The sequence below is a fragment of the Bradyrhizobium sp. DN3 genome (assembly GCF_041357655.1).
GTDB lineage: Bacteria > Pseudomonadota > Alphaproteobacteria > Rhizobiales > Xanthobacteraceae > Bradyrhizobium.
Genome location: NZ_JAULLN010000024.1, coordinates 1 through 15,437 on the forward strand (window position 1 = coordinate 1; position 15,437 = coordinate 15,437).

Below are 15,437 nucleotides of genomic sequence, written 5' to 3' on the forward strand. Positions count from 1 at the left end.
ACCCGGATCGCATCTCGCGATGCGATCCGGCCTCTCCCCGCAAGCGGGGAGAGGCGAAGGGGGCCATTGCAAAGAAGAGAGCATGCCGGTGAGAACGAGGTCGCGGGAGACTGGAATTCCGGCACGCAAACGCGCCGGCAACGGCGCTGCGCAGCGGAACGACGCCGACGAGGTCGGCCTCGACGCGCTGGTCGGCCACGCCGGCTATGCGGTGCGGCGCTTCCAGATCTGGATCTTCCAGGACTTCATCAAGACGCTCGGCGAGGTCGATATCCGGCCGACGCAATATTCGGTGCTGACGGTGATCGGCGCCAATCCGGGCCTGTCGCAGATGGCGGTGGCCAAGCGCCTCGGCATCGAGCGCGCCCGGCTGGTGCATCTGCTCGACAGCCTCGAACGGCGCAGATACGTGAAGCGGATCAAGTCGAAGACGGACCGGCGCTCGCACGCGCTGCACCTCACCGCGCCGGGCGCGGCGGCGCTGGCCAAGTTCAAGCGCCTCGCAGCCGAACACGAGCGGCATGTCGAGGCGAAGCTCGGCAGGGAGAACCGGCAGCACCTGCTCCGGATCCTCGCCGACTTCACCTGACGCTCGACTGCCCACAATTTAAGCAGATGCCTGTAGCCGCGCGACTGCGCTCGACCACCAGAACTCCACAAGCCACTGATCTCACGATAATATCCGGAGCACCTGCTCAGCCCCAATACTGTACACAATGGCACATCGCTTGCTTCAAGCCGGGTGAACCAGTTGCCGGAGTTTTGTCGCCATGGGGGCTGAGCAGCCTGAAACGATCGCCGCGATTGTGGCCGCGCATCGCGCGGGCACGCTGACGCCGGCGCAGACGGTCGCACGGACTTATCAGCGCATCCGCGACCACAACGATCCCGCGGTGTTCATCAGCCTGCGCGACGAAAAGGATGCGATCGCGGAGGCCGAGAGACTTGCCCCGAAGGATGCCGCGAGCCTGCCGCTCTATGGCGTGCCGGTTGCGGTGAAGGACAATATCGACGCGCTGGGCTTTCCGACCACGGCGGCCTGCCCGGCCTTCTCCTACACGCCGACGCGCGACTCCACCGCGGTGGAGCGCCTGCGCGCCGCCGGCGCCATCATCATCGGCAAGACCAATCTCGACCAGTTCGCGACCGGCCTCGTCGGCGTGCGCTCGCCCTACGGCATTCCCAAGAATGCGATCCGCGACGATCTCGTTCCCGGCGGGTCGAGCTCGGGATCGGCGGTCGCCGTCGGCGCCGGGCTGGTGCCGCTGTCGCTCGGCACCGACACCGCCGGCAGCGGGCGTGTGCCGGCGATGCTCAACAACATCGTCGGCCTGAAGCCGAGCCTCGGCATGATCTCGACCGCGGGCCTGGTGCCCGCCTGCCGCACGCTCGACTGCATCTCAGTATTCGCCTTGACCGTCGACGACGCAGCGCTGGCGCTCTCCGTGATGGCGGGGCCGGACCAGGCCGACCCGTTCTCGCGCGACCGGCCGCTGGGGCCGATCACGCCGTTCCCGGCGAATTTGCGCCTCGGCGTGCCGCGCAACGGACAGCTGATCTTCTTCGGCGACAAGAAAGCGGAAGCCGCTTACAGCGATGCGCTGAAGCGCTGGACCGCACTTGGCGCGACACTGACTGAGTTCGACCTCGAGCCGTTCTACGAGACCGCGCGGCTGCTCTATGAAGGGCCATGGGTCGCCGAGCGCTACCTCGTGATCAAGAATCTGCTCGCGTCCGCACCCGATGCAATCCATCCGGTGACGCGCGAGATCACGGCGGCCGGCGCGCGGCTGACGGCGGCGGAGACCTTCTCCGCGCTCTATCGCCTGCAGGGCCTGCGCAAGGTCGCCGAGCGCACTTTTGCGCGTATCGACGCGCTGGTGCTGCCGACGGCGCCGACCGCTTATACGACCGCGCAGGTGCTGGCCAATCCGATCGAGCTCAACAGCCGGCTCGGCACCTACACCAATTTTGTCAATCTGCTCGATCTCTGTGGCCTCGCCGTGCCGGCTTCGATGCGCGCGGACGGCATTCCATTCGGCATCACGCTGCTCGCCCCCGCAGGATGCGACGCGCTGCTCGCGAGCATCGGCCGTGAGTTCCATACGGATACGAAGCTGAGTCTCGGCGCACAGCGCGTGGCGCAAGCACCACTCGCGCCGCTTCCCGCAAGCAGCGGCGACGAGATTCCGATCGCAGTCGTCGGCGCCCATCTGTCCGGCATGGCGCTGAACGGCGAATTGAAGACCCTGAACGGGCGCCTGATCGAGGCGACGAAGACAGCGCCCGACTACAAGCTCTACGCACTCAAGACCACGCCGCCGAAGCCGGGCATGCTGCGCGTCGAAGCCGGCAACGGCGCCGCGATCGAGCTGGAGATCTGGTCGCTGTCGTCGTCTGCCTTCGGCAAGTTCGTCAACGCGATTCCCGCGCCGATGGCGATCGGCACAATCCGGCTCGCCGATGGCCGCAGCGTGAAGGGCTTTCTCGTCGAGCCTGAGGTGCTGGGCGAGGCGCGCGATATCACCGCGTATGGTGGCTGGCGCGCGTATATGAAGGAAGCCGCGACGGCTTAGGTGCCGTAGGGTGGGCAAAGCGAAGCGTGCCCACCATCACCATCAAATAGGAAAGACGGTGGGCACGGCGCTTTGCGCCTTTGCCCACCCTACGGCACCGCGCGCGCCGCCCTATACCGACACCGCATAGATCTCATACTCGCCGCGCACCAGTTCGATGTGCGCGCGCATGGCTGCCGCTGCCCCCTGCTTGTCGCCGCGCATGATGGCGACGACGACGCGGTCGTGCTCGGCTTGCGACTTTGCCAATCGGCCAAGATTGCGGAACTGGGCGCGGCGGAACGGCTGCACACGCACGCGCGTGGCGAGCGTGATCTCGGCGATGTAGCCATTCTGCGATCCCGCATAGATCGCGTTGTGGAAGCGCTCGTTGACCTCGTGGAAACGCTCGGGATTGCCGGCATAGCTCAGCACCCGCAGCTCTTCGTGAATGGACTCCAATCCATGTCGCTCGGCGGCGGACATGCGCTCGGCGGCAAGGCCCGCGCACAGCGCCTCGAGCTCCGCCATCGCCTCGAACATGCTCTTGAGCCGCTCGATCGAGGGCTGCGCCACCACCGCGCCGCGATGGGCGCGCGCCTCGACGAGGCCGCTCGCCACCAGCTGGCGCAACGCCTCGCGAACCGGCGTGCGCGAGACGCTGAAGCGCCGCGCAATGTCGGTCTCGTCCAACGGTGCCCCGGGAGCCAGGGTTCCGCGCACGATCTCGTCGGCGAGCTGAAGGCGCAGCTCCTCGGCGCGCGTGACCTTCTGCACCGACGGCGAAGGACGGTCGACGCGCGGCACCACCGGCTCGGCCGGCAGCGTGCCCTGCGGAAAGTCGTCAAGCGTCATACGGTCTCTTTCGGCTCGTCGATGATGCTGACATGAGCGGCGACGACGCGCCAGCCCTCGGGGAAACGAATCCACGTCTGCATCTGCCGGCCGACCTTGCCGGGCGCCGTGTCGCGATAGAACAAGGTGGAGGCCACGGCCGTGTCGCGGCCATAGCTCGTAATTACGGTCTTCGCAGTCCGCCGGTTCAGACCGACCGGCGAGCGGCCGGCGCGGAAGCCCGAGATCGCCTCATAGCCATAGAGGTTCTCGCCGATGCCGTAGCGCAGCGTGCGGGGATCATTGCGGAAGAGCTCGCCGAGCACGGCGACGTCGTTGCTGACGAGGGCCCGCTCGTAGCGCTCGAACGCGGCTTTGACTTCCGCGATCACGTCGGGAAGATCGATCTCCATCTCAAATTCCTCTTAAAGTCCCCTTGGCGACGGCGCCGATACCACGCCCATCTTCTCCAATGCGTGCGCGACGCGCAACGCGATGTCCTCGCGCCAGGGCGCGGCGATGATCTGCACGCCGATCGGCAGCGGCTCGAGCGGCACCGGCACGGCGACCACCGGCAGGCCGATGAAAGAGATCGGCTGGGTGTGGATGCCGATATTGGCGCGCACCGGCAGCTCGACGCCGTCAAGCGTGAAATTCACCTGGCCAAGCTTCGGCGCGGTGCACGGCGTTGCCGGCGCAAGCAGCACGTCGACCGACTTGAAAATCTCGGCGAGCTGAGCGCGATACCAGCGGCGGAATTTTTGCGCGCGATCGACCAGCGGCGCCGGCACCATGGCGCCGGCGATCAAGCGGTCGCGCACGGCCGGATCGAAATCGCTCGGGCGCTTGCGCAGGCGGTCGAGATGCAGCGAAGCGCCCTCGGTGGTGGTGATGACATAGGCCGCCGCACGGGCGCGCGAGGCTTCGGGGATGTCAACGACCGCAGTCGCGCCGAGCGCCTTGGCAACGCGGCTGACGGCTTCGACCGCTTCCGGAAATACGTTCTTCTGAAAGTGACCGCCGGCGATCGCGATGCGCAAGCCAGCGATGGACTCGCCGAGCAGCGGCGCCACCTGTTCGACACCACGGGTGGTGCAGGCGCCATCATCGGCATCCGGGCCCTGCATGACGTCGTAGGCGAGTGCGAGGTCGGTGACCGAGCGCGCGAGTGGACCGAGATGATCGAGACTCGCCACGAACGGGAACGAACGCGCCCGTGACAAACGACCATAGGTCGGCTTCAAGCCAAAAATGCCGCAGAACGAGGACGGCACGCGGATCGAGCCGTTGGTGTCGGAGCCGAGCGCGATCGGCACCAGCGCGCCGCCAACGGCGCTGCCGGAGCCGCCCGACGAGCCGCCGGTCATCCGCGTGGTGTCATGCGGATTGCGCGAGGGACCGTCATGGATGTTCTCGCCGGTGAAGTCATAGGCGTATTCGCCCATGTTGAGCGCGCCGACCAGCACGGCGCCGGCCGCTTCCATCCGCTCGATCAGGGTGGCGTCGCGTGTGGCCGGCGCGAGGTCGCGGTTGATCTTCGAGCCGGCGCGCGTGACGAGACCTACGACATCGAACAGGTTCTTCACCGCGAAGGGCACGCCGGCGAGCGGGCCGACTTTCTTGCCCGCGGCGATGTCGGCATCGATCGCGCGCGCCTTGGCACGGGCGCGATCGGCGGTGACATCGGTGAACGAATTGAGGATGGGATCGTGCTGCTTGATGCGCGCAAGCGCCGCTTCAATGGCATCGAGCGCCGACATCCTGCCGCCCGCAACCGCGCTCGCGATTCCCGAGGCCGTCATCTCTGGCTTGATGGTCATGGCGACGTCAGGCCGTGAAAATCGGCGCCGGCTCGGTCTCGTCCGGCAGCGCGAATTCGTCGACGAGGCGGCCAAGCCGCAGCGAGACTTCGAGGTTGGCGCGCACCGCCGGCCTCCAGGCCTCCTCGACCGGCAGTGCCAGCGCTTTCGATATGGCGTCGATATAGTCGTCCAGCGGTTCGGCCATCGCTCTCTCGAACAATCAGTGCACTCTTAGTGTATCTGCAACGGCGGATGCGGGATCGCCGTCAGCAGCTCTTTGGTGTAGTCGTCCTGCGGATCGCTCAAGACCTTCTCGGAAGAGCCCTCTTCGACGATCCGCCCCGTCCGCATCACAATGACACGATCGCACAACAAGCGCACCACATTCAAATCATGCGAGACGAACAGATAGCTCATACCTAGCCGCGCCTTGAGGTCCTGAAGCAGGTTCAGCACGACCGCCTGCACCGAGACGTCCAGCGCCGCCGTCGGCTCGTCGAGGATGACGAGCTTGGGATGCAGCGCGATGGCGCGCGCGATGCCGATTCGGGCTTTCTGGCCACCGGACAATTGATGCGGGAAGCGATCGAGCAGGTCGTGCGGCAGGCCGACCATGGTCGCCAGCTCCTCGCAGCGGGCGCGGAGCGCGTCGCGGCCCCTGATGTCGTCGAGCTGCAGAATGGGATCGACGATGGCGCGCGCGGCGGTGAAGCGCGGGTTGAGGCTGTCGGTCGGGTCCTGGAACACCATCTGTATCCGGCTACGCTGCGGCAGCCGGGCGAAGGCGGCAGGCGCGATGCCGGAGATCGCCTCGCCGTCGAACTGGATCAGGCCGGAGGTGTGGTCCAGCAGGCGCATCACCATCATCGACGTCGTCGATTTGCCGCAGCCGGACTCGCCGACCAGGCCAACGCTCTCGCCGACGCCAATCGAGAAGCTGATGCCGTCGACGGCGCGGAACACGTCCGGCTCCACCGGCGGCTTGCGACCGAACAGTTTTCCGAGCACGGCGGTCGCGCCCTGGCGGGGATATTCCTTGACGAGCTTTTCGACGAGGAGGAGGGGCTTCTTCTCCCTCTCCCCGTTCTTCACGAGGTCGCGACGAGCTTCGCTCGCGCTGAGAGCGTTGGGGTGAGGGGCTGCTTCCACGACCGCGGTGCTGGGAGAGTTCCCCTCACCCGCCGCACTTTGTGCGTCGGCCTCTCCCCGCACGCGGGGAGAGGCGAAGGACACGCCCTCTTCTTCCGGCAACAGGTCCCGCAGCGACACGCCGAGCCGCGGCGTCGCGCGCATCAGCTTCTTCGTGTAGGGGTGCTGCGGGTTCGCAAAGATCTCGGCGGCCTTGGCGGTCTCGACCACCCTTCCCTTCTCCATCACCACGACGCGATCACAATAGGCGGCGGCGAGGCCGAGGTCGTGCGTGATCAGGATGGTCGACATCGCGCGGCGTTTTGTAAGCTCGACGATCAGATCCATCACCGCCTTCTGCGTGGTGACGTCCAATCCGGTCGTCGGCTCGTCCGCGATCAGCAGCTGCGGGTTGCAGGCCAGTGCCAGCGCGATGACGACGCGCTGGCACATGCCGCCTGACAGCTCGAACGGATAGGCGTGGTAGCGCTCGCGCGGGCGGGCGATCTTGACCTGCTCCAGCGCCTCGATCGCCTTCTCGCCGTGATCGGCGACCTGAGCCTGCTGCACATGGGTGCGCAAGACGTCCTCGATCTGGTCGCCGACCTTGCGGATCGGATTGAGCGCGGCGCGCGGGTTCTGGAAGATCATCGAGACTTCGCGCCCGCGCAGATCGCGCATCTGGTCCTCGGTCGCGGCCTTGACGTCGATGCCGGAGAACATCACCGAGCCCTCGGCGATCCGCCCCGCGCGGTCGAGGATGCGCATCACCGCATAGGAGGTCACCGATTTGCCGGAGCCGGACTCGCCGACGATCGCCAGCGTCTCGCCCTTGGCGACGGCGATGTCGACGTGCTGCACCGCTTTCACGATGCCGCGGCGGGTGGTGAATTCGACGGTGAGGTCCTGGACGTCGAGCAGGGGCTGGGCGGTCATGCAGGCCTCCCAAACAAAAATGGCAAAAACAACCCCATGCACAGTAGAACGGGATTGATTTCGTTGGGGAATTTTGACGCTGAATTTACGCGTGAGGCGGGCAGCGCTCCATCGCCCCCTCTCCCCGTTCTTACGGGGAGAGGGTTGGGGTGAGGGGCCTCTCTCCGCGCAAGCAACTGACAGAGGAGTTCGCGGAGAGTCCCCCTCACCCGGTCCGCTAACGCGGCCCGGCCTCTCCCCGCAAGCGGGGAGAGGCGAAGGAAGACGCTCGACCCGAGAAAAACCATCACGTCCTCCGCTGGGGATCGACGATATCGCGCAGGCCGTCGCCGAGAAGGTTGAAGCAGAACACGGCGGTCATCAGCGCGAGGCCGGGGAATAGCGCGATCCACCATTCGCCTGAGACCATGAAGCCCGCGCCTTCCGCGACCATGATGCCCCATTCGGCGGTCGGCGGGCGGACGCCGAGGCCGATGAAGGACAGGCCCGCGGCGTTGAGGATGGCGTAGCCCATGGTCAGCGACATCTGCACGATCATGATCGGCATGATGTTGGGCAGGATATGCACCAAGAGGATGCGGAATTCGCCGTTGCCGGACAGACGCGCCGCCTGGACAAAGCCGGCGTTGCGGCGGACATTGGCCTCGGCGCGCGCGACGCGGGCATAGAGCGGGAAGTTCACGATGGCCGTGGCCAAGATGATGTTCTGCACGGTGTTGCCGAGCGCGGCGACGATGCCCATCGCCAGCACGAACAGCGGGAAGGCCATGATGGTGTCGGCGATGCGGCCGACGATGCGGTCGGTCCAGCCGCTGAAATAGCCGGCCGCGATGCCGGCGAGGCCGCCCATCAAAAACACCAGCGCGACGGAGGCGATCGCGATGAAGGTGTCGAGCCGGGTCGCGACGATGACGCGGCTAAAAATGTCGCGTCCGAGCTGATCGGTGCCGAACCAGTGCGCCGCCGACGGCGGCTGCAACGTCGCCGCGGTGTCGGAGGCCAGTGGATCGTAGGGCACCACATAGGGACCGAAGACCGCGGCGGCCAGGATCAGGATCAGCAGCGCAAAGGCAAAGCCCGTGACCTTGTTTTCGCTGAGGACATAGCGCGTCTGTTCGAGGATTGCCGATAGCCCCGAGGTACGCGCGGGACCGACGGGCTCAATTGTGGGCGCGACCGTGCTCATCGGGTTAGCCCTCCAGCCTGACGCGCGGATCGATCACGCCGTAGAGAATGTCGATGATCAGATTGAGCAGCACGTACATGACAGCCATGGTCAGCACGAAGCCCTGCACCGGCGCGAAGTCGGACGAGATCAGCGCTTCCACCGCATAGGAGCCGATGCCGGGCCAGGCGAACACTTTTTCCACCAGCACGTTGGCGCCCAGGAGGAACGAGAACACCATGCTGAGCGTGGTGATGACGGGTAGCATGGCATTGCGGAAGGCGTAGGTGACGATGACGGTCGACGGCGACAGCCCGCTGGCGCGAGCGGTGCGGACGAACTCGGAGGCGAGCACCGCCAGCATCGAGGCGCGCGTCATGCGCGCGATCGGCGCCAGCGAGAAGATCGCAAGCGTCGTCGCTGGCAATATGAGCTGGCTCAGCGCCGAGCGGAACGCCTCGACGTCCCGCGCGAGCAGCGTGTCGACCAGATAGAAACCGGTCACCGTCGGCGGCGCGCTGTAGAACACGTCGAGCCGGCCGAGCGGTGCCGGAGACCAGCCGAGCCGGAAATAGAAGACATAGACCAGCACGAGGCCGGTGAAGAACACTGGCAACGACACGCCGGCCGTGGTCGTGACGCGGCAGAGATGGTCGACCCATGATCCCGGCCGCGTCGCCGCCAGCACGCCGAGCGGGATGGCGATCACGACCGAGACGATGAGGCCGAGCAGCGTCAGCTCGGCGGAGGCCGGCAGGCGGTTGCGGATTTCGGCCGCGACCGGCTGGCCCGTGGTGAGCGAGTTGCCGAAATCGCCATGGGCGAGATCGCCCGCGTAGCGGAAGAACTGCTCGATGAGCGGCCTGTCGAGCCCGAGCTTTTTCCGGATCTGCTCGACGGCTTCCTTGGTTGCGGCGGGGCCGGCGAAGTATGCGGCGGGATCACCGGGCAGCGCCCGCGTCAGCAGGAAGGTGACGATGACGACACCTATCAGCGAGGGAATCGCGAACATCAGGCGCTTGCCGATCATGGTCAGCATGGGGTGCTCCTCGCATTGGTCGCGTGCGGGCACGCTCTGCCCACGCACCCCGCTGCGCCCCCTCTCCCCTTGTGGGAGAGGGTTGGGGTGAGGGGACGCCACAAGCGAGGTCGGAGTTCGCGGCTACCCCTCACCCTGCCCCTCTCCCACAAGGGGAGAGGGAATGAGAGAGTAGTGCCCATCTCACTTGAGCAGGCGATATCGAAAGACGCGGACATGTCGCTCGCGCCAATCATGACTCACCCCTTCGCCATCGCGCGATAATCCAGGCGGCGGTGGAACCAGTATTGGTAGCCGCTGATGTTCTTCTGCATCGCGACGTTGACGAAGGGCTGGTACAGCGGGATGCGCGGGATGTCGCTGTAGGCGAGATCGACGAAACCCTTGACGTCGGCATCGTACGCCGCCTTGTCGCCGGTCGCGGCGGCTGTGCGCGCGCCGTCGATGAGCTTGTCCATCTCCGCCGACTTGTAGCTCATGGTGTTGAAGACGGAATTGTTGCCGTGATAGCACCAGTAGAAGAAGTATTCGGGGTAATCGAGCCAGCCCGAGAACACGTTGGTGAAGAGCGGCATCTCCTTCTTGTTCAATTCGGTGCGCCAGTTGGCGCCGGGCACCTTGTTGATGGTGGTCTTGATGCCGAGCTGCGCGAGGCTCTCCTGCACCAGCACGCAGAGCGGCTCGTTGACGCCGGCAAAATTGAGGTCGAACGAAATCGTGGTCTCGAAACCGTTGGCATAGCCGGCTTCAGTGAGCAGCGCCTTCGCCTTCTCCATGTCGGTGTTGTATTTGTGCGGCTGTGGCCAGGCGATTTCGGTCGGCTTGTCTTTGGCAGCGCCGAACATGGGATTGCCGAGGCCGAACAGCACGGCGTCCATGATCTTCTGGTACGGCATCGCATAGGCGATGGCCTGCCGCACCTTCGGATTGTCGAACGGCGGCTTGGTCACATTCATGCCGATATACTGGATGCCGTTGGAGAACGGCAGCGACACCACGTTGAGCTTGCCGTTCGCCTTCATCTCCTGGAAATCCCTGAACGGCAGCTCATAGGAGATGTCGGCATCGCCGCGCTCCAGGAGCGCGCGGCGGTTGCCGGCCTGCGGCACCATGCGCCAGATCACGCGCTTGATCTTGGGCAGGGGACCGCCGACCCAATCCTCGTTGCGCTCCATGACGACTTCGGTGCCGGCGGTCCACTTCGTCACCTTGTAGGCGCCGGAGCCCGCGGTCTGCTGCTTGGTGAATTCGAGGCCCCATGGATCCTTCTCGCTGGCGTTCTTCTTCACCAGCTCGGAATTGACGATGCAGGGCACGATGACCGCGAGATCGGGGATCGTCAGCCTGTCCTTCTTCAGGAAATCGACGCGCACGGTGTGGTCGTCGATCACGACGAACTGCTCGGGCTTGGTCAGTGAACCCGCACTCATCTGGAAGGTCGGAAAGCCGCCGACGCTGACGGCGCGGTCGAGCGACCACTTCACATCCTTCGCCGTGACCGGCGCACCGTCGTGGAATTTGGCGTTCTTCTTCAGCTTGAAGGTGACCGACATGTCGTCGATCCTAAAGTCCTCGGCGAGCTCGCCCTTGAACTTGTCGCGGTCGTAATAGGGCACGCCGCCGGGACCGCTCTTCATCTCGTGGCTGATCAGGCGGTCGTAGCAATTCCACGACACCTCGTAGCCCGGCACGTTGGTGCCGACGCCATGGATGTCGAGATTGTTCGGGCCGCCTTCGGAGACGATCAGGAGCGTCTCCGAGCGCGCATCGGCCTTGGCGGAGGAAACGACCTGCGGCATGGCCGGAAGCGCCGCGCCAGCGGCCAATCCGGAAACGGACTTAAGGAAATCGCGGCGCTTCATGAAATCGCTCCAACGCAAAGGTTTTTGGTTGGAACCGGATTCGCAAGGTTCGTGCCAAGGGTTGGTGGAGCGTTGCCCAGCGCGCTAATCCGCTGAAATCGCGGGCGAAAGGCCGGATTTGCGGCCTGAAGGACGAAAGCCCAAATCATTGTCATTGCATACAAAGCGGGGCATTTTGCTTATTATGTAGGCTATTCGATATAGCGGCTCATTTGGCGGGCACGCCTCCCTCTCCGCTGTCGTCCTGGCGAAAGCCAGGACCCATTACCCAAGGGAGGAGTTGCAGCGCGAAGCTGGTAACAACGAGTCTTCGCCAAACTTCTCCCTGGGGTAATGGGTCCTGGATCGGCGCTCCGCTTCGCTGCGCTGGTCCAGGACGACGGCGGAGGTTGGAGCGCTCGTGTTCACTCCGCCCAGATCAGCTCCTGCAGCTCGACCAGATCCGCCGCCATATCCTGCCAGCCCTCGATGCAGATGTGGCTGTTGAGGTCGCTGGCGCGGTGCAGCAGCATCAGGGCCATCAGGCGGCGCTTCAACTCGAAATCCGGCTTCGCATAGCCGAAGCCTTCGAGCAGGCTGCGCACCCGGCCCGGCCGGCCCGCCGCCATGAAGGCGCTGGGGCCGAGCAGATCGTAATCGCGCCATCCTGCGAGGACGTCGCCGAAATCGAACAGGCCGGCGAGCGACCATTGATCGTTCCGGCAGGCGAGCAGGAAGTTTTCCGGAATGTATTCGCCGATCAGGATCACCGGCGGCGCATCCAACGGAATGAGCTTTGCCGCGTCCCGCAGGAGATCATCGAGACCTCTCAGGAATTTCGGCGCAAGGCCGAGACGCTCGTGCCTGGCACGGCACCCCTGCATCTGCTGAAGCATGAAGCCATCCCAGCGCGGCTCGATGTGCGCGAGCTCTCCGAGCGGCGCGCGCTGCACGGCGGCGATGGTCTCGCCGATCTGGCGCAGCACGCGCTCCTTCTGGTCTTCCGCCAATTGCGGCCACACCTCCGAGCCGAGCGTGCCGGCAAGGCGGGTGATGATCAGATAGGGCCAGCCGTCGCGCCCCCCTTCGGCGACAATCTCGGGAGTCGCTAGATCGAGATGGCCTTTCAGTTGCGCGAGCGACCCACGCTCGGACACGAATTGCGCGCGCAAGAGCGGCGGGAAGATTTTCAGGATGAGGCGCTCGCCGAGCCCCACGACGACATTGGTGCCGGTCGCAAACACATGCGGTGAGCTGATATCGAGGCCATGGCCGCGCGCGATGTCGAGCGCGATTCCCAGCCATTGCGCCGGGTCGGAGCGCCAGGCGCGGAAGCTTTTCGCGTCGGCGAAGTGAGGCAGTTGTTGCGACGGCGTGATGGTCATCTGCATTCGCGTATCGAAAGCAGGGGCAGCTTTGGTTGGCTCTGTGCAAGCCAAAGAGGCGGTGCACCTCTCCCGCTTGCGGGAGAGGTCGGCACGTAGTGCCGGGTGAGGGCTTTCTCCTCTAGTTGATTGTCCCGATGCGGAGGCACCCTCTCCCCAACCCTCCCCCGCACGCGGGGGAGGGAGGGCACCTCACGCGCGGTCGCAGCGATGTCTAATCGCGACATTCTACCGCTCGGGACTGGCCCGCTCGAACTGGCGCAAGAGCTTGTTGCCGCGCTCGACGGCGGAATCCAGCGCTGCTTGCGCGCTTTTGTGGCCGGCGAAGGCCTGCTCCAGCTCGTCCTCGATCGCGCCGCGGATCAGCACGAAGGAGCCGAGCCGGACGCCCTTGGAGTTCTCCGTCGGCGGATGCAGCGTGATCTCCTCGAAGGAGATCGCCGAACCAGGATTGCGCTCGTAGAATCCCTGCGACCGCGTCAGCTCAAAGGCGGCGCGGGTAACAGGCAGATAGCCGGTGTTCTGGTGCCAGGCGGCCTGCACCCCGGGCTGCGACAGATAGGCGAAGAACCGCGCCACGCCCTTGTACTCCTCGCGCGGCCGGTCGCGCAGCACCCACAGCGTGGCGCCGCCGATGATCGAATTCTGCGGCGCGCCCTTCACGTCGGGCCAGTACGGCATCATGCCGTAGCCGATCTCGAATTTCGAATTCGCCTTGATGTCGGCCCGCGTCGCCGAGGAGCCGATGAAGATGCCGCATTCGCCTTTCTGAAAACGCGGCTCGGCCGCTTGTCCGCGGCCGCTATAGTCGAACAGTTTTGTCTTTTGCCACTCGCTGAGCTGAGCGATGTGTTTGACGAGAACCGTATTGTTGATGGTCAATTCCGCGTCCAGCCCGGCAAAGCCATTCGCCCGCGTCGCCAGGACTAAATTGTGGAAGGCGGAGAAATTCTCGACATGGATCCATGACGGCCAGGAGGTGGTGAAGCCGCAGACCGCACCGCGTTCGCGCAGGCGCTTGGCCGCTAGTCCCAATTCCGGCCAGGTCTTCGGCGGCGTCTCCGGATCAAGGCCGGCATCGCGGAACATGGTCTTGTTGTAATACAGGATCGGCGTCGAGGAATTGAACGGGAACGACAACAGATTGCCGGCCGCATCGGTGTAGTAGCCGGAGACGGCGGGAAGGTAATCACCCAGCGAGAACGGCTCGCCCTGGTCCCGCATCAGGCTGAACACCGGATAGATCGCACCCTTGGCCGCGGTCATGGTGGCGGTGGCGACCTCGTTGACCTGGACGATGGCAGGCTGGCTGCGCGAGCGGAAGGCGAAGATGGCCGCCGTCACCGTCTCGGTGTAATTGCCCTTGTAAGCAGGCACGATGCGGTAGTCGGACTGCGAGGCGTTGAAGTCGGAGGCGAGCTTGTCGAGCTGCCGGCCGAGCTCGCCGGACATGGCGTGCCACAGCGCGATATCGGTGGCGGCGCGCACTGGCGTGGCCATGGTGACAGCCGCAAGGACGGCGACGGCCTGCAAAAAGCGCAATGCTGAAATCACGATGGCTCTTCCCGTGTCGCACGACAAAAGTCGGCTGCCCTGCTTAAGGCGCGGCATTGGCAGTTTCAACCGGGAATGAGCGGCGGCCGCGCCGCACAATCGGCCCGACGCCCGGAGCGGGATGGCCTTCCCTTTACCATTTGCTAGATTGCGTTGAACCTTTTCCTTCCGCCATAGACTCCACCACTGAGGGGTTGAGTGTGCCAGTGTTGAGCCGTGCCGAACTCTCGCGGACCGGGGTGATCTTCGTCGCGCTTCTGCTTGCCGTCTGTACGACGGACGCGGTCGCACGCGAATTTCGCGCCGCCGACACCCAGACCGAGGATTACCCGACCGTCCAGGCGCTGCGCTACATGGGCGCCTTGATCGCCGAGCGCACCGGCGGCCGGCACGAGATCAAGGTGTTCCACTCCCGCCAGCTCGGTGAGGAGAAGGAGACCATCGAGCAGACCCGGGCCGGCGCCATCGACCTCAACCGGACCAACGTCGCCCTGATCGGCAATTTCGTCCCGGCGATGAACGTGCTGGCGATGCCGTTCCTGTTCCGGTCCATCGAGCACATGCAGAAGGTGCTGGACGGGCCGATCGGCAGCGAGATCTTGAACAGCTTCGAGCCCTATGGCTTCGTCGGGCTCGCCTTCTACGATTCCGGCGCGCGGTCGATCTACAACAGCGTCCGGCCCGTGAGGAGCGTCGCGGATCTTAGGGGAATGCGGATCCGGGTACAGCAGTCGGAGTTGATGAGCCAGATGATGCGCGCGCTCGGCGCCGAACCGGTCGAGCTGCCTTACGGGCAGGTGCTCACCGGGCTTGCCAACCACCTGATCGACGGCGCCGAAAACAACTGGCCATCCTTCGTGACGACAGACCATTACAAACTTGCCGGCCATTACGCACTCACCGAGCACACGATGAGCCCGGAAGTGCTGGTGATCTCGCTGAAGGCCTGGAAAAGCCTCTCGGCGGAGGAGCAGACGATCTTCAAGGAGGCCGCGCAGCGCTCCAGCCGATTCATGCGCGAGAAATGGCGCGACCTCGAGGAGCAGTCGCAGCGCAAGGCGCAAGACGCCGGCGTCACCATCATCAAGGACATCGACCGCAAACCGTTCGAGGAGGCGATGGCTCCAATCTATGCCAAGGCCGGGCGCGATCCGGCCGCGGCCGCGCTGATCGAACGCATTCGCAAGGTGGAGTAGAG

The 15,437-nt window shown here is 65.1% G+C and carries 13 protein-coding genes; 3 read left to right on the forward strand and 10 right to left on the reverse strand.

Features of this window, described 5'->3' with window-relative positions; all coding sequences use genetic code 11:
* Positions 1-88: 88 nt before the first annotated feature.
* Positions 89-589: a MarR family winged helix-turn-helix transcriptional regulator gene (locus AAE027_RS29645; protein WP_370990374.1), complete on the forward strand. Its 501-nt coding sequence runs from the start codon at positions 89-91 to the stop codon at positions 587-589.
* A gap of 181 nt (positions 590-770) precedes the next feature.
* A complete protein-coding gene (gene atzF, locus AAE027_RS29650; RefSeq protein WP_370990375.1) occupies positions 771-2,576 on the forward strand; it encodes an allophanate hydrolase in 1,806 nt (601 codons plus the stop codon).
* Positions 2,577-2,687: 111 nt separating this feature from the next.
* Here atzF and AAE027_RS29655 read toward each other — a convergent pair whose 3' ends face one another.
* From AAE027_RS29655 to ugpB, 10 genes are all read right to left on the reverse strand, one after another.
* The gene (locus AAE027_RS29655; protein ID WP_091887246.1) at positions 2,688-3,410 is read right to left on the reverse strand and encodes a GntR family transcriptional regulator; all 723 of its coding nucleotides are present in this window, start codon (positions 3,408-3,410) and stop codon (positions 2,688-2,690) included.
* On the reverse strand, positions 3,407-3,802 hold the full coding sequence (hpxZ, locus tag AAE027_RS29660; protein ID WP_130220591.1) for an oxalurate catabolism protein HpxZ: 396 nt from the start codon (positions 3,800-3,802) through the stop codon (positions 3,407-3,409). The genes AAE027_RS29655 and hpxZ overlap by 4 nt, the downstream gene beginning before the upstream one ends.
* Before the next feature lie 12 nt (positions 3,803-3,814).
* Complete coding sequence (locus AAE027_RS29665; RefSeq protein WP_370990376.1) at positions 3,815-5,209, reverse strand: AtzE family amidohydrolase; 1,395 nt, start codon at positions 5,207-5,209, stop codon at positions 3,815-3,817.
* A gap of 7 nt (positions 5,210-5,216) precedes the next feature.
* Positions 5,217-5,396, reverse strand: a complete 180-nt coding sequence (locus tag AAE027_RS29670) for a DUF4089 domain-containing protein (RefSeq protein ID WP_370990377.1) — start codon at positions 5,394-5,396, stop codon at positions 5,217-5,219.
* 26 nt (positions 5,397-5,422) lie between these two features.
* Positions 5,423-7,255: a dipeptide ABC transporter ATP-binding protein gene (locus tag AAE027_RS29675; protein WP_370990378.1), complete on the reverse strand. Its 1,833-nt coding sequence runs from the start codon at positions 7,253-7,255 to the stop codon at positions 5,423-5,425.
* A gap of 286 nt (positions 7,256-7,541) precedes the next feature.
* Positions 7,542-8,441, reverse strand: a complete 900-nt coding sequence (locus AAE027_RS29680) for an ABC transporter permease (protein ID WP_370990379.1) — start codon at positions 8,439-8,441, stop codon at positions 7,542-7,544.
* Between the two features lie 4 nt (positions 8,442-8,445).
* Positions 8,446-9,459 carry an ABC transporter permease gene (locus tag AAE027_RS29685; RefSeq protein WP_370990380.1) on the reverse strand — a complete coding sequence of 338 codons (1,014 nt, stop codon included), beginning with the start codon at positions 9,457-9,459 and terminating at the stop codon, positions 8,446-8,448.
* Positions 9,460-9,698: 239 nt separating this feature from the next.
* Positions 9,699-11,321, reverse strand: a complete 1,623-nt coding sequence (locus tag AAE027_RS29690) for an ABC transporter substrate-binding protein (protein ID WP_370990381.1) — start codon at positions 11,319-11,321, stop codon at positions 9,699-9,701.
* A 404-nt stretch (positions 11,322-11,725) separates the two neighbouring features.
* Complete coding sequence (locus AAE027_RS29695) at positions 11,726-12,685, reverse strand: aminoglycoside phosphotransferase family protein (protein ID WP_370990410.1); 960 nt, start codon at positions 12,683-12,685, stop codon at positions 11,726-11,728.
* Positions 12,686-12,913: 228 nt separating this feature from the next.
* Positions 12,914-14,296: a sn-glycerol-3-phosphate ABC transporter substrate-binding protein UgpB gene (gene ugpB, locus AAE027_RS29700; protein WP_370990382.1), complete on the reverse strand. Its 1,383-nt coding sequence runs from the start codon at positions 14,294-14,296 to the stop codon at positions 12,914-12,916.
* A 143-nt stretch (positions 14,297-14,439) separates the two neighbouring features.
* Between ugpB and AAE027_RS29705 the strand changes: the two genes are divergently transcribed.
* Positions 14,440-15,435, forward strand: a complete 996-nt coding sequence (locus AAE027_RS29705; protein WP_370990383.1) for a TRAP transporter substrate-binding protein — start codon at positions 14,440-14,442, stop codon at positions 15,433-15,435.
* Positions 15,436-15,437 lie beyond the last annotated feature (2 nt).